The sequence below is a fragment of the Nocardia sp. XZ_19_385 genome (genome assembly GCF_015355755.1).
Taxonomy (GTDB): Bacteria; Actinomycetota; Actinomycetes; order Mycobacteriales; family Mycobacteriaceae; genus Nocardia.
In genome coordinates this window covers 123,480-138,789 of the sequence record NZ_JACVEE010000007.1, presented here as the reverse complement: position 1 = coordinate 138,789, position 15,310 = coordinate 123,480, and the positions used below count along the sequence as shown (strand labels likewise).

12 protein-coding genes are annotated in these 15,310 nt (G+C 65.3%); 3 read left to right on the top strand and 9 right to left on the bottom strand.

What is annotated here, in order from left to right:
- Nucleotides 1–10 precede the first annotated feature (10 nt).
- From IBX22_RS35525 to IBX22_RS35505, 5 genes are read right to left on the bottom strand one after another with little or no spacing between them, the layout of a single operon-like run.
- Nucleotides 11–1,576 carry an NAD(P)/FAD-dependent oxidoreductase gene (locus IBX22_RS35525; RefSeq protein ID WP_194820213.1) on the bottom strand — a complete coding sequence of 522 codons (1,566 nt, stop codon included), beginning with the start codon at nt 1,574–1,576 and terminating at the stop codon, nt 11–13.
- Between the two features lie 29 nt (nt 1,577–1,605).
- A complete protein-coding gene (locus IBX22_RS35520; RefSeq protein ID WP_194820212.1) occupies nt 1,606–2,661 on the bottom strand; it encodes an alpha/beta hydrolase in 1,056 nt (351 codons plus the stop codon).
- Complete coding sequence (locus IBX22_RS35515) at nt 2,658–4,202, bottom strand: NAD(P)/FAD-dependent oxidoreductase (protein ID WP_194820254.1); 1,545 nt, start codon at nt 4,200–4,202, stop codon at nt 2,658–2,660. Before IBX22_RS35515 ends, IBX22_RS35520 begins: the two co-directional genes overlap by 4 nt.
- Nucleotides 4,203–4,208: 6 nt before the next feature.
- Nucleotides 4,209–5,069 (bottom strand): SDR family NAD(P)-dependent oxidoreductase, encoded by an 861-nt coding sequence (locus IBX22_RS35510; RefSeq protein WP_194820211.1) that lies wholly within the window; start codon nt 5,067–5,069, stop codon nt 4,209–4,211.
- Nucleotides 5,066–5,932 (bottom strand): SDR family NAD(P)-dependent oxidoreductase, encoded by an 867-nt coding sequence (locus tag IBX22_RS35505; protein ID WP_194820210.1) that lies wholly within the window; start codon nt 5,930–5,932, stop codon nt 5,066–5,068. The genes IBX22_RS35510 and IBX22_RS35505 overlap by 4 nt, the downstream gene beginning before the upstream one ends.
- Before the next feature lie 146 nt (nt 5,933–6,078).
- On the opposite strand from IBX22_RS35505, the gene IBX22_RS35500 reads away from it, so the two are divergent.
- The 3 genes from IBX22_RS35500 to IBX22_RS35490 all read left to right on the top strand — a co-directional run bounded on the left by IBX22_RS35500 (nt 6,079) and on the right by IBX22_RS35490 (nt 9,428).
- On the top strand, nt 6,079–6,750 hold the full coding sequence (locus IBX22_RS35500) for a TetR/AcrR family transcriptional regulator (protein WP_194820209.1): 672 nt from the start codon (nt 6,079–6,081) through the stop codon (nt 6,748–6,750).
- Nucleotides 6,751–6,804: 54 nt separating this feature from the next.
- Entirely contained in the window at nt 6,805–8,259 is a 1,455-nt protein-coding gene (locus IBX22_RS35495) for an AarF/ABC1/UbiB kinase family protein (protein ID WP_194820208.1), read from the top strand.
- A 161-nt stretch (nt 8,260–8,420) separates the two neighbouring features.
- Complete coding sequence (locus tag IBX22_RS35490) at nt 8,421–9,428, top strand: NAD(P)-dependent oxidoreductase (RefSeq protein ID WP_194820207.1); 1,008 nt, start codon at nt 8,421–8,423, stop codon at nt 9,426–9,428.
- A gap of 19 nt (nt 9,429–9,447) precedes the next feature.
- On the opposite strand, the gene IBX22_RS35485 is transcribed toward IBX22_RS35490, so the two are convergent.
- From IBX22_RS35485 to IBX22_RS35470, 4 genes are all read right to left on the bottom strand, one after another.
- Complete coding sequence (locus IBX22_RS35485) at nt 9,448–11,616, bottom strand: MMPL family transporter (protein ID WP_194820206.1); 2,169 nt, start codon at nt 11,614–11,616, stop codon at nt 9,448–9,450.
- A gap of 152 nt (nt 11,617–11,768) precedes the next feature.
- The gene (locus IBX22_RS35480) at nt 11,769–12,419 is read right to left on the bottom strand and encodes a hypothetical protein (RefSeq protein WP_194820205.1); all 651 of its coding nucleotides are present in this window, start codon (nt 12,417–12,419) and stop codon (nt 11,769–11,771) included.
- 351 nt (nt 12,420–12,770) lie between these two features.
- On the bottom strand, nt 12,771–13,841 hold the full coding sequence (locus IBX22_RS35475; RefSeq protein ID WP_194820204.1) for a hypothetical protein: 1,071 nt from the start codon (nt 13,839–13,841) through the stop codon (nt 12,771–12,773).
- A gap of 179 nt (nt 13,842–14,020) precedes the next feature.
- Entirely contained in the window at nt 14,021–15,100 is a 1,080-nt protein-coding gene (locus IBX22_RS35470; RefSeq protein WP_194820203.1) for a polyprenyl synthetase family protein, read from the bottom strand.
- Nucleotides 15,101–15,310: the final 210 nt, after the last annotated feature.

The following is a 15,310-nucleotide window of genomic DNA, read 5'->3' as shown; positions in this document are numbered from 1 at the left end:
CGTCTCCGGATCAGTGGTCGGTGGTCAGCGCCCGAGCGGGGGCCGGCGGGGTGTCGGACACGAGGGGTCGCGTCGTGGTGTATCGGTAGTGGTCGAGGGGGAAATGCCGGTTGCTCCAATACATTCCGAGTTGCGTGGTGGCCCGGAACGCCGGCCCGTCGCCCTGGTAGTTGATGTAGTACGTGCGCGAGGCCGCGCAACCCTGCTGGAACAGGTAGGTGTTCTTGTTGCGGGCATACATTCGCGCGAAGTACGCGTCGTGTGGTTCCTGGCGGATCTGCACGCGTGTGGCGCCGCGCCGTCGCGCCTGCCCGATCGCCCGTGCGCTGTGCGCTGCGGTCGCCTCGATGAGTGGGATCACCGAACCCGGCGCGTAGCCGTAGGGCCCGAAGATGTGGAACATGTTGGGGAACGCCGGGACCGATACACCCTCGTACGCCTGGTACTTGTTGGTATCCCAGAACTCACCCAGTTCGATTCCGCCGCAACCGTATACGGGATAGGGCGGTGTCGCGCCGCGATCCATGACCCGAAATCCGGTGGCGGTCACCACCATGTCGAATTCGCGCAGCGCGCCGTCGTCGGTGACGATGCCGCCCGCGGTGAAACGCTCGATCGGTGTGGTGACCAGGTCCACGTGCGGGCGGGTGTAGGTCTTGAAGTAGCTGTTGGAGATCGACGGTCGTTTACACCCGAGCCGGTAGGCCGGGGTGAGCGCGCGTCGCAAGCCGCGGTCCCGAACCTGGGTGAACAGATAGGCCTTGAGCAGCGCCTCGCCGGTTCCGAGGACACCGGAGGTCACCCGCGGATAGTCCGACAACGCCAATCCGAGACCGAGGAAGGCGTTGACCGCGACATTGCCGAGAAGCCGAACCGCCCGCTGGGCGGGCGCGAAGTCGAGCACCCGGTTGCTCAGCGCGCCCATCGGAAAGTCCGGCTTGGGCGCGACCCAGATCGCGGTGCGCTGGAACACGGTCAGCTGCCCGGCAAGTTCGGCCAGCTTCGGAATCACTTGCAGGGCGGTGGCTCCGGTGCCGATGACAGCGACGCGCTTGCCGCGGTAGTCGTAGGAGTGATCCCAGCGCGCGGTGTGCATGAGGGTACCCGCGTAGGCGTCGATGCCGGGAATCGCCGGTGGCTTCGGCTGTTCGAGCGCCCCGACCGCGCTCACCACGAATCGGGCGGTGATCTCGTCGCCGTCGGTGGTTTGCACCCGCCACAGATCTGCGGCTTCGTCGAAACGCGCCGCGCTGGCACCGCATCCCAACCGCAGCTTGCCACGCAACTGCTGGCGGTCCACCACTTCCTCGGCATAGCGCTGAATCTCGGTGCCGGGCGCGAAGAATCGAGACCAGGTCGAGCGCTGCTGAAAAGAGAAGTTGTAGATCGGCGCGGGCACGTCGACGGCCACGCCGGGATAGGTATTGGCGTTCCAGGTGCCGCCGACCGTATGCCATTTGTCGATGATCAGGAAGTTCTCGATGCCCGCGCGGCGCAGTGCGACGCCGGTGCCGATCCCGCCGAAACCCGCGCCGATGACGAGCACCTCATAGGAGGGTGTACTGGTGGAACTCATGGAAACCTGTCCGTGGTCGTGCGGCGGGGTCACGCCGCGGTGGTCCGGTCGGCGGCGAGGCTCGTCCGGGTGTCGATGACGCGGCGAACAAAGGCACCGATCTCGGTGATGGCCGCTCGCGCGTCCGGCAGCAGATCAGCACCGGCGTGGAAGACGTGGATGGCGTTGTCCCAGATCTGCAGAGTGTGCGGAACGCCGGCTTCGGCACATCGGCGCACCAGCGCCTCCGAATCCGGAAGCAGCACTTCGACATTGCTGACTTGGATCAGCGCCGGGGGCATGCCGGTGAAATCATGATTGACCGGCGACCACATCGGATCGAGGACGCCGTCGCGAGCGAAACCGATCAGCGCGGGGATCGCCAGTGCCCGCGCCGACAACACCGCATCGCGCCGATCGTTGGGATGGGAGCGCCGGATCGTGGGATCGAGATCGGCGAACGGGGCGATGGCCGCGATGGCGGCCGGAAGCGGAATCGCTTGTGCGCGTGCGGCCAGCGCGAGCGCGAAGGCCAATCCCCCGCCGGCCGAGTCACCGGCGAAGACGATGCGGTCGGCGGGAAATCCACGCTCGAGCAGATAGCGATACGCGGTCATCGCGTCCGCGACGGTATCGGTGAAATGTCCCCTCGGCAGCTGGCGGTAGTCGACGTTGAGCAGTGCCACACCCGACGCTCGGCCGATACGAGCAGCAAGGCGGCGGTGGCTGTGCAAGCCGCCGGCCAGAAACCCGCCACCGTGGAAGTACAGAATCGCCCCGTGTTCGGTTGCGTCCGGTCCGGGATCGTCTCGGTGCCACAGCCATTCGGCCCGGAAGTCCGGGAATCGCACCGGTTCCCGCCGGGTACCGCGCGGCGCACGCAGCGGAACGGCCAGCAACTCGGCGTGGTTGGCGATGCGAAAGGCCGGGGCCCCGCGGAGCGGGGTTCGCTCGGCGAGCACGCACAGCCCGTCGACCGCGGGCCGCAGCACGGCGCGCAGCAAAGCATGCGCTAGGCGCAACCGGACGCTGGCCCGGCTCGCGAACTCGATACTGACGACCTCTCGCGTCACAGGAACGGCGGAAGACGTTGCGGGCGTGGTCATGCCGGTGCCCCTGCCGCTGCTCGAACTCCGTACCGGTAGTCGTCGAGCGGGAACCGACGGTTGCCTCGGCGCGCCTCGAAGAATCCGGACGGCCGCACATAGGTGCTGTCACCCTGGGAGTTCCGGTAGTAGGTCGGGACGTGACCATTGAGGTCGGCCAGGTAGTAGCGCAGCGCCGCACCGCGCCGGTGGATATCACGGTGATAGGCATCGGCGGCTTCCTTGCGGACCTCACACCACCGCGTGCCGCGCCGACGAGTTTCACCGATGGCGCGTACCGCGTGGTCGGCGGTCATCTCCACGAAGGCATGCCATCCGGACCCGGTCCAAGAGTAGGGCCCGACCAGCGTCCAGCGGTTGGGCAGGCCGGGGACCGACACGCTCTGATACGCCTGTAGTCCCTGCTCGTTGTAGAACTTGGCCAGATCGAATCCAGCGCGGCCCAGCACTGTTCCCGGGCGGTAGGTCTCCGGATCGGAGAACACCTCGTAACCGGTCGCCAGAATCAGCGCGTCGAACCGATGCAGCCTCCGATCTGCGGTCCGAACACCGGTGGGCGTGATCTTCTCGATCGGCGTGGTCACCAGCGTGACATTGTCCCGGTTGTAGGCGCGCAGATAGCTGTTCGACAGCGTCGGGCGTTTGGCCAGCACCCCGAAATCCGGCGTCAGACCCGCCCTGGTTTCCGGATCGCTGATCACGCGCGCCAGATAGCGCCGATACAACGCCTGGCAACCGGCGTCGAAGCGATCCATGAGCGGATGGATGACCGTGCCCGGCAGGCCGACCACGGCGCGCAAAGCGAGATCGACGACCACCAGCGCGCTGGCGTGCAAGACCGGCTGAATGCCCGGCAGCGCCAGAATACGTTGCAGCGCAATGGGAATCCGGAAATCGGGCTTGGGCAGTGACCACACCGGGGTGCGCTGGAAGACGCTCAGCCGTCCGGCCTCCGGCGCGATCGACGGGATGATCTGGACCGCGCTGGCTCCGGTGCCGATGATGCCGACCCGTTTGCCGGCCAGGTCGTAGTCGTGGTCCCAACTACTGGGCCGCAGCACCATGCCTTTGAACGACCGGGCTCCGGGGATGCCGACATCGGCCTTGGGCCGTACGAACGCACCGACCGCGCTGATGACGAATCGTGCCGTGACCGTGGTCCCGTCCGTCAGGTGCAGCGTCCAGTACTCGGCATCGTCGTCCCATTCCTCGCGATCGACCTCGGCGCCGAAGCGCACCCGGTCGCGCACCCCGAACCGTTGCGCGACCTCGACGTGATACTGCTTGACCTCCGGCCCGAGCGGAAAGACCCGGCTCCAGGTCGACTTGCGCGCGAACGAGTACTGGTAGGCCAGCGCCGGAACGTCCACGCCCAGACCGGGATAGTGGTTCTCGTGCCAGCTGCCGCCGACTTCGTCAGCACGCTCGAGCACGACGAAGTCATCGATACCGGCCCGGCGCAGTTTCACCCCGGCCGCGATGCCGCCCGGCCCCGCGCCCACCACGGCGACCTCATACTGCGGGTACACAGTGTCATTCATCATGTCTCACCTCGTGATTCGGTTCAGTAGCGGCTGCACTCGCGACAGCAGGCGGTCGGCGAGGTCGAGCGACCCCACACTGCCGACGGCGCGAACCAAGCCGGGTGACAGGCGGAATAGTCCGTAGCCGATCCAGGCCTCGGGGTTCACCGGCACGATCGCCGGATTCCGGCGAATCGCGCGTTCGATGATTCGCGCGACCTTGTCCGGTTTCGCGAAAGCCAGTCCCTGCACGCGGCCGGCCTCGGCACGCCAGGCGGCCTGCTGGGTCGCATCGAGTCCGGCGCGTTCTCCGTGCGCGATCAGGTCGGTCCGGACGGCGCCGGGGCAGATGGCTGTGACACCGATCCCTTTGGGCCGCAACTCCACTCGTAGCGCCTGGCTGGCCATGAGTACCGCGGCCTTGGCCGAGGCGTAGGCGGGGATGTACTTGGCGGGGAAGAACGCGGCCCCGGAGGAGAGGTTGACGATGTGGCCTTCGATGCCGGCGTCGATCATCTGTCGGGCGAACACCCGGGATCCGTAGATCACGCTCATCAGGTCGACGTCGATGGTGCGCTGCCATTGCACCGCACTGGTTTCGACGAATCCGCCGGTGTCCATGACCCCCGCGTTGTTGATCAGCACATGGGCCGGACCGAACTCTCCGCGGATCCACTCGGCGCATTTGTCCCACTGCGCTTCACTCGCCACGTCCAGCCGGTAGGGGTGCGCGCGTCCACCGGCGGTGGTGATCTCGTCGGCCACCGTCTGGGCGCTGCTCTCGTCGATATCGGCTACCACCACCCGATAGCCGGTGCTCGCGAGCAGCCGAGCCGTCTCCCGTCCGATGCCGGCGCCGCCACCGGTCACGATCGCTGTTCTCATCGCCGCCCACCCAGCACTCGATCGGACAGCCGAACGGCCTTCTCCGCCAAGGGCATCCGGACCAGCCCGTTGAGGCCGCGCAGCAATCCGGGTGACAGCCGGGCCAGGTACCACCCGGCCCAGGCTTCGATGCCCACCGGCACGGTCGCGAGGTTCCAGCGAATCGCGCGTTCGACCGCCGCCGCGACCCGATCCGGGGATCTGCCGAAGAACCGTTGGCCGCGAGCGAGTTTCGCGGCCCATTCCGCCTCGGCGAGCTCGTCGGCGCCCGCGCGGCTGCCGTTGGCCGACAACTCGGTATCGATCAGCCCGGGACACACCGCACTCACCCGGATGCCCTGGCCCGCGAACTCGGCCCGCAATGCCTGGGTGCCCATCCACGCTCCGGCTTTGGCAGTCACGTAGGAGGGGGCCAGGGAGGTCGGCAGAAACGCGCCGACCGAGCAGATATTGACGATGGCTCCACGTTTTCCCGCGTCGACCATCTGCTGGACGAACACTCGAGAGCCCAGGAGGGGGCCCATCATGTTGACCGCGATCATGCGCCGCCAGTCGTCCCCGCTCTGCTCCAGAAATCCGCCCGAGATCAGAATCCCGGCATTGTTGACGACCACGTCCGGGACGCCGTTGTCGCGCGTTGTCCGCGCGGCGAAGTCCTCCCACGCGGTGGCGTCGGCGACGTCGAGCCAGCGGTATTCCGCCCCGCCACCGGCTGCCCGTGCCAGCGTGACGGTTTCGTTGCCAGCGCGCTCATCGATGTCGGCGACGATCACGGTGGCGCCGTGGGCAGCGAATCGCAGAGCGGTGGCCCGGCCGATCCCGCTGCCGGCCCCGGTCACCACGGCCAGGTTCGATTTCCTCATAGAGCGACCCCTTTGTCCAGAACGTCCGGCGGCACGAATACGTCTTTGATCGGTACTCAATTAGCGGACGAGTACGTCATAAAATAAACTGTCCCAGACAGAAGTGCAAGAGTTGATCCGAGGTCGATGCGCATACGATGTGCTGGATGACCGAACCAGCCAAGCGCGGTCGCGGGCCCGGCCGACCGCGCGACGAACAGAACAGTGAGCGGCGTCGGCGCGAGTTCATCGCGGCCGCCTACCGTGTGTTCACCACCAAGGGCTACGCCGCGGCCTCGGCCGCGGACATCGCCGCCGAGGTGGGCGTCGGCTACGGCACCTTCTACCGCTACTTCGACAGCAAGCGCGCGATTCTCGACGATGTCGTCGACTACGGTCTCGATCGGCTGCTCACCGAGATCGCCGGCGATGTGTTCGAGCCAGCCACCCTGGATTCCGAGATCACCGTCGACGAGCTGATCCGAACCTGGTCGGGTGCCGTCGAGCGGATGTGCCACATCGCCGAATCCGATCCGGCGCTCATGCGCGCACTATTGTTCGAATTGCCGGGCATCGACGACGAACTCAACTCCAGGATCCTGGGCCTGGGTGGCATCCTCGCCGCCACCGTCGACCGATTCCTCGCCCGCGCAGTCGATTCCGGCGCCCTCCGGGACGACGTGCATACAGACGATGTCGGCTGGATGCTGCTGGCCCTCACGATTCCGCCGGTCATGCGCGCGCTGCAGGGGCGCGGTGCAGCCGACCGGCGGCGCTACATCGACACCGCGATGGCGGTACTGACTCCGGGTCTGCGGAACGCGGCGGCGAACAGCTGATTAGTCGACGTGTACGTCTGTTAATCTCGACTGGTCGCTGAAAAGAGGACTTCGATGGCGAAGGAGATTCCCCTCTCCCGTGCGCGCCGCGGCGCCAAGGTGGGCAAACTCGTTGTGGGGCAAGCTGTTCGAGGCGCGGGCGTCACGCTGTCGATGGTCCGCGATACCGATGCCGAACGCATCGCCCGGACCGAACGCGCGCTCGCCGACGCGGCCGAGGACATCGTCACCGTGCTGGGCAGTATGAAAGGTCTGGCCATGAAGGCCGGGCAGCTGCTGTCGATGTTCGATCTTCTGGCAGTCTTCGGCACCGACACGCTGCCGTCTCGGCAACGCGAGCGATTTCGGCAGAAGCTCGCCGCCCTCTACGACCAGGCGGCGCCGGTCCCGTTCGAGCAGATGCGGACAGTCATCGAGGGCGACTACGGGCGTCCGATGGACACGGTGTTCAGCGAATTCGACGAGCAGCCGATAGGGGCGGCCTCGATCGGCCAGGTCTACCGTGCCCGGCTCGCCGATGGACGCGCGGTCGCGGTCAAGGTCCAGTACCCCGGCATCGACGTCGCGATCCGAGCCGACCTGAAGAACCTCAGCCTGGTGACGCGCCTACTGCGCAGCGTCGCGCCGGCCATCACCGACCATGCGCTCATCCGGGAACTCGCCACCCATTTCGCCGAGGAAATCGATTACCGCACCGAAGCCGAACACCACGCGACCCTCGCTGGGATCTACCGCGGTCATCCGTTCATCCGCATCCCCGGCATCGAGACGGAACTGTGCACCGCACGGGTGCTCGTCACCGAGCTGATCGAGGGGCGCCGATTCGATGCGATGGCCGCGCTCACCGACGCCGAACGCGACCGTGTGGGCGAGATCCTGCTGCGCTTCTACCTGGGAACGATGATCCGGGAACGGCGCTTCACCGGCGATCCGCACCCCGGCAATATTCTGCTCACACCCGACGAGAAAGTCGCGTTCCTCGATTTCGGCCTGTTCAAACATATGGACCACGCCGCCGTCGACTTCGAACTCGCCTGCGTCCGAGCGGCTGCCGAATACCGCGGCGCGGAACTACGCGCGCTGCTGGTGGATTACGGTGTGCTGGAACCGGACTCACCGGCAACCTCGGACGAATGCCTGCGGTTGCTGCACGAGGTCTCGGGCTGGCTGCTGACCGACGCCGAGATCCGTATCGCTGAAGACGCCGCCGCGACATCCCTTCTCGCCTTCATCGATCCACGCCGCGGCTACTTCGAGATGTGGCGGCGGGAGTATGCCCCCGCCGAACACGCTCTCGCTCGTCGCGTGGAGTACGGCACCCTGGCCCTGCTCGGGAAACTCCGGGCCAGCGGCAACTGGCATCGCATCGCGCGGGAATGGTTCTACGACGCACCGCCGTGTACCGAACTCGGCGTGCTGGAACGCAATTGGCTGACGTCGTCACACTCGCACGACGAGTTGCCCCGCGTCCAAGGCCGAACTGTCTCCAAATTCGGGGTGTGTCGTTGACGCGACCACAGCCTCAACCCGTGATGATCGTGGTTGTCTGAGCTTGATCGCCGAAGGCCGTTGCTGGGCCCGCGTTGTCATCATTGCCGTTCGCCGACGCGGGCACCACCGCGGATAGAAGAACGGGCCGTTCACATTCATTCGATCACTTGAGGAGCGAAATGACGCGCGGGACAATGCTTTTGACTGGAGCGACCGGAGTTGTCGGTTTCGAGCTGGCGGCGGCGGCGCGGGCAGATGGTTGGGAACTCCTAGCTTGCTCTGCCAGCGGTGGGCCCGGGGTGATGAGCTGGGCCATGGGGGACTCGGCTCCCCCAGCCCAGCTTCGACGCCATTGGGACGTCATTGTTCACAGTGCCGCGCGGCCGCGTTTCGATCTGACCCCTGAGGTTGCCTACGCCGCGAATGTCGTCCCGCTGCTGGAGTTGGAGGCTCTGGCCGACGACGAGACGCACCTGATCCATCTCTCCACCGCGTACGCCAACGGTCTCGCGGGCAGTATCGAATCCGACGAACTCGCCGACTACCGCAATGCCTACGAGTGGTCCAAAGCTGTAGCTGAACGCGAGGCAACCTCACGGTTCCGCCACGTCAGCATCGTCCGACCGCCGTTGGTGGTCGGACGGCGCTCAGACGGCCTGGCCGCCCGATTCAGCGGTCTGTACCAGCTCATGGCGGGCTGGGCGACAGGGCTCGTTCCCTGCGTTATCGGAGACCCGTCGGCCTACGTGGAGACGGTGTCGACGACAGACATCGCCGAACTCGTTCTCACGATCGCCGCAGCTGACCGTCCAGCCGACAATCGCCTGGAAATCCTGGGCTCAGGCACGTCGGCACCGACATTGGCCGCCAGCGTCGAACTCCTTGTGGAAGGCGTGAACCGATGGCGGACCGAGAACGAAAAGCCCAGCGTTCCCATCCCCAATATCTGCAGCTGGGAGCAATGGCAGCAGATGCCGGGCTCGCCCGACGAGCGGGAGGTCCGGCACCGAGCGGATACGCTGCTGCGGCCTTTTCTTCCTTACACGGTCATCACCACACCGATGAATATTACGCACGAGGTGCCTGATATGCGGGAATGCCTGATCACGTGCGCCTACTGGTGGTCTGCGCAGCACTCTGAAATCGCACTCCGAGACGAATTCGCCTCTTTGGTAGTCGCTCGCTGAGCCAGCGTTACCAACCCCGTCATGCGGCTGGAACTGGTTCGGCGACTCGCTCGGTTCGAGCGTTCGGTGCTCGGCGGTCGAGCACGGGAAGCCACCAGTTCCAGCTGCCCATGATCTGCATCAGCGCGGGCACCAGGATGAGGCGGATCACGGTGGCGTCGATGATCAAGGCCGCGGCGATGGCGAATCCGAGTTCCTTCAGGCCGTTGATCTCCGACACCAGTAGGCTGCCGAATCCGACGGCCAGGATCGCTGCGGCGAGCGAGAGCGGTCGCGCGGTGCGTTGCAGACCGGTCACGACCGCGGCGCGGTTGTCTCCGGTGCGGAGATATTCCTCTTGGATCCGACGGACGAGGAATAGTTCGTAGTCGGTGGACAACCCGAACAGCAGCACGAACACGATCAATGGCACCTGCGGCCAGATCATGCCTTCGCTGTCGTTTTGGAACAGCAGCACGGTGAGTCCGAACGCCGCGCCGGTGGCCAGCAGGTTCATCAGGATGGCCTTCAGCGGCAGGAGCAGGCTGCGGAGTATGACGACCAGCATCAAGAACATCAGGGTCAGCACACAGGCGACCACCCACCACAGCTTCGTCGAGGTTTCGGTCAGAATATCGGCGACGACGGCGTTGGTGCCGCCGACGAGCACGGGGAGACCGTTCGGAGCGGTCGCGGGGACGATCTGCGTACGGATCCGGTGCACCAGTTCGACAGCGGGCAGTGCGGCGGGTACGTGCTTCGGGATGACAATCACGGTGGTGAGGTCGACGCCATTGTCGAGTTCGGTGACCGCGGCCACTTCTGGGTCCGTCCGCAGGGCTGCCAGCAGTGGCCCGAGGTCCGGCGCACCGGTGTCGGCGGGCCGCTCGAGTAGCACGGTCACAGCGCTCGCCAAACCCGGCACATCCGGTTCGGTGAGCTCGAGACCGGTCATGTATGACGTGTCGGCCAGTGCGCGGCGTTCCAGGTCGATACCCAGTCTCATGTCGGGTAGCGGCGTCGCGGTCAACAGCAGGCCCGCGGTGACTGCGATGGCGTACGGCCAGGGGTGGCGCATCAGGTGCTCAGCCCAGCGAGCCAGCCACTGTCGATTTCTGGTCGCGCCGTCAGCGAGCGGAACCCGCGGCGACAGGAGCCGGGGCTGCCATTCGAGCCGCTTGGTCAGCGACGCCAGCACGGCGGGCAGCAGCGAGAGCGAGGCCGCCAATGTCACTGCGGTCACCGCCATGATACCGACGACGAACTGGGCGAATATCGGCCAACGCACCAGGAACAGGCTCACAGACGCCATAAACAAGATCAATCCTGAGTACACCACTGTGCGGCCCGTCGTGGCCGACGCGGTCCGGAGGGCTTTCTCCGGGTCGACTCCGGCGGCCAGTTCCTCCCGGTAGCGGTTCGTCACGAACAACGCGTAATCGATGCCGATTCCCAATCCGATCGTGTTCACCCCGATCAGTAACATGCCGTCCACCGGGAAGGCTGCGGCCAGCAGGGCGAACAACCCCAGGGTGGTCACGATCGATGCGCCTGCGATGATCATCGGCACCAGCGCGGCCACCGGTGCTCGCAGGCCCAACAGCAGCACAACGATTGCGGCGGGCACCGCGACCAGCTCGATGCGCAACCAGTCCGCGATTTCGGCTTCCTGCAATACCTGGCCGAAGGCCGACGCTGCGACCAGGTAGGTGCGAACCGCGCCCGCAGACGCGGCCCCGGACGCTTGGTCGACGGCGGCCTGTTGGGCCGGCGCCCGGTCTTGACGTTCCTGGTCGTTGCCGGAGGCTCCCACCAGCATGTAGGCGGTGTGCTCGTCGTGGAGCAGCGGTCGCAGCGGTTCCAGGGTCTCGTCCAGCACCGGCGAGAGCTCGGGGTCGCCGACCACCGGAAGCAAGATCACTCCGGAGATGCCGTCCTGTTGACCTAATGCGGCCATTCCGGCGTTGATTGCCGCCCGGAATGCTGGGTCCGTCGCCCGCAACGACGGAGAATGGAATACGGCAATCATTGGCTCGTTGCCGAGGGACGGCAGGCCCGCGGCGAGCACCGCGCCTGCCTGTTGCGATTGGGAGCCAGTTACCTCGAACGGTGGAGAGACCAACGATCCCAGCAGGTGTGGCAGCCCGAACAGGCCGAGCACCACCGCGATCAACCATCCGGCGAATACCCGACTTCGATATCGGGTCATCAGCCCAGCCAGCCGCGCCAACGAATCCCTGCGCCCGATAGGCACTCTCCACCCCTTCTTCTAAGCGCTTCTCTACCAAGCGTCGCGCCGATAGTTATCGGCGCGACGCTGCGAACAAAGTTGGTTTGCGGAACTGAACTAGTGCCGATCATCTACTCCGCAAAGGTGTAGGAGACGTATTCCAGAGCGAATGTTCCTGTTGGAACTGCAGTGCACCCTGGCAGTTTGATGCCGGTAATGGTTCCTTCGGCCGTCACGGTTTTCGATGCGTTTTCGCTGTCCGCGGTCAGTTTTTCGGTGAGTATCGCTGTTGCCGGCTTACCGTCGAGTGGAACTTTCAACTCGAACGTTCCCTCCGTTGACTTGTCGACGCCACCGCTGGCGGTCTTGGCCTCGGCCTCATCGATCTCCGCGGTGATCACGCAGGAGTTGTCCACTACCTCGAACGAGATTGTCTTAGACTTCCCGCTCTCTTCGCGTGCACAGTCCGCATTCGGGAAATCAATGTTCGCCGAAGCCTTGACCGGGGTGGGGGCCTTCGGGGCCGGGGCGGAGTCGGGATCTATCGGGGCCTCGATCGAATCGGGCACATCCTCGCTGACCGTGAGTTTTCCGGTGCCTTCGGTACACGAGGCATTCTCGGGCTCCGCCTGGGCCATCGAGCCCGGGGCACTGACAAGGCAGTAGCCGATCCCGGAAACAGCCAGCAGTCCTGCGGCGAGCGCGACCGAACGCCGGGTTCTCCGACGACGACCACCAACCTGATTTACCGGCTCGAGTCCTTCTGTTCCTTCGCGTGCCATCGCAATCCTTCCCATCGACTGTGCGGTCGTTGAAGCGAAGCCTCCGTGGGAACAACCCCGCTGGAGGTCGTCGCGATCTTGCGAAAAGCTGGTGCAGAATTCAGCGGAGAACCTAGAATCTAGGCGGCTTGAACCCTACAGCGATGTGGTGGGCTCAATGCGTAGCCGCGCCCTGGAATTGCCGTCGTGCACGAACGGGATACTTTGTCGGGCCGATATGGTGCTGAGGAACGAGCCGCCGCCCGCGGCTTTGGTTGCAGACTGCGCGCGAAAACAATGAATATGACGTAGCCGCTGGGCTCGATTGTGCCGGGACTCGCCAATTGCTCGAGCGAGTGAGTAGTCGTGGACCTACGAGTCGAGTTGGTCCCACCACCAGGCGATGTTCACGTATGGCGGTGGCGTGAGCCCGGCTCGGGGCGGCTGATCGGTACGAGTCACGCACGGGCGTCCTGCTGCGGCATACCGGGCGGTCATCGCGGACCAGTCCAGGACTCCACTCAGCGAGGTGCCGAGGTTGGTCAGATAGACCGAGGTCGAGGGGCTGACCCGGGGGAGGGTCTGCGTGCGCAATTCGAGGAACAACGCCATGATCCGGTCGCACAACTCGACGGCATCGTCCAGAGCTTGGTCGCAGCTGCGCCCCGCGCACCGCAGCACATTGATGATATTGCGGTCAGTCACGGAGTCCTTGGTGTGGGACGACACATCAGCGAACAGGGTCATCAGCAAGCCTGCGGCGTGGGTCAGCGCGGTGACGGCTGGGCTTTCCCGCTCGGCCGCGGGAAGTTCGGTGCCTCCGCACACCTCCACGGTGGTGGTGACGGCGCGGGCCGCACCGTCGAGCATTTTGGTGAACAGGTACTCATCGATGCCGGGCAGCGTCTCATTCAGCGCATCGTCCAATTCGAGGGCCACCCCGAGCAGCACTGTCTGATACGAGGCGACCCACCACCTGACCAGAGCCGGCGAGAGGTGCAGGTCCAGATAGCGGCGCATGTCACGCAGCAGCGCCACCTGCGCAGGGTCGTCGTGGACCTGCGCCAGCGGCGCTTCTACCGCCCGCATCAATCGCGGTGCCAGCTCACGGTACTGCTGGCGCCGTTGTGTGACGGTGCCGGTATCGAAGAGGTCGTCGACCAGGAACCCCCAATACATGAAGGTCATTACGAACAACAGCAGATCATCGGGTGCGCCGGGGGTCATGCTCCCGGTGACTCGGGCGCTTTCGGTGGCCAATGCACTCCTTCGTGGCATCGACGCGTCCCCGAACAGCCGGAAGCGCTCCATCCAGTCGAACGAACGGTCCTGTACGAGTTGCGCATTCGGATGAAACGACGATGGGATCGGGCAGTAGAACGCGAGCGTAACGGGTGCGCTCTCGTCGAAGACTCGATCCCCGGGAAGAGACTGCGCGGCCATGGTCGACTCCTCGATAGAATGTCAGCACGTAGGCGAATCAGGTTGCGGGACAGGGCATTGCAATCGACCATGTGGATAGAGTGGTCGTGGAACAGGCGTGCCCGCGCCACGCGGTGTTGGCGACGCGGTGAAGCGTGTAGGCGCCGAGAGCAACCAGAGGGTCTCCCGAGTCCGGGCCGTTATCGGGCGCGACGGGTGCAGGTGGACGCGAGGTCGTGCAGCACGGCGGCGGCGGAAGGGTGGAAGGGCGCGCCGTCCACGGCGAGGCGTGCCTGGTGACAGCGGTCGGCGATCATGGCCTCGATGGCATCTCGTGCACCGCAGGCGATCAGGATTTCGCGGACTTGCCGTGCGCCGTCTTCGTCCAGGTTCGGATCACCGACCAAGCGATCCAGGCCGCGGCGTTGCCTGGAGTCAGCGTCTCGGCGGGCGACAGCGATCAGAGTGGTGTGCTTGCCTGCTCGTAGGTCATCGAGGACCGGCTTACCGGTTACTGTGGGATCGCCGAAGACCCCGAGCAGGTCGTCACGCAGCTGGAACGCCTCGCCCAATGGCAGGGCATAGGAGGAGCAGGAGGCCAACAGACTCTCGTCGGCGCCGGCGAGGACCGCCCCCAGGCGCAGCGGTTTCTCAACGGTGTACTGCCCGGTCTTGTACCGCGCGATGGCCAAGGCGGTGTCCAGGTCGGCGGCGAGGTCGCCTTCGCTGAGCAGATCGAGGTACTGACCGCTCATCGTCTCGGTACGCATAGCGTCCAACAGCGCCCAAACATCCTCGGCCATACCAGTATCCAGTCCAGCGGTGTGAAGCAGGTCATAAGACCAGCCCAACGCTAGATCACCCACCAGGATCGCGGTATTCACCCCGAGCCGATCCGCCGATGAGTGCGTGGGGTGGGACAAGGCGATCTGTCGGTGCATCACCGGCCGGCCCCTACGGGTAGCGCTTCCGTCCATCACGTCGTCGTGCAAGAGAGCGAAGGCGTGGAACAACTCCAGCGCCGCTGCTACCGAAATAACCCTCGAGGGAACTCGCTGCCCAGCAACGGCCCACCAGCCGCAGCAGCACAACAGCGGCCGCAACCGTTTACCCCCGGCCAAGAAATCCTGCAACCATCCGACGAACACCCGCAACTCCGGGATCGTCGCCCGACGCTGCTTCTCGGAGAGAAACTCCGACAGCGCATCGTCGATCCATCCGTGGCACTCCGCAAGCAGCTGATCGGGCAATGCCGTTGTTCCGTCCCCTGGTGGACGCATCGAAAACATCACAAGTCTCCAATATGTCTGCGCTGCAACGTCTGTGGTGTTGATCGCCGAAATGTCCCGAGACATCACACGACCGACAACGTTTGGGAAGGTCACATCCTCGCCCAATACCACACGGCGGCAGCGACTATCCCCGGCGGTCCGCCGTGATCACGCAGGAGTTGCCTACTACCTCGAACGAGATTGTCTTAGACTTACCGC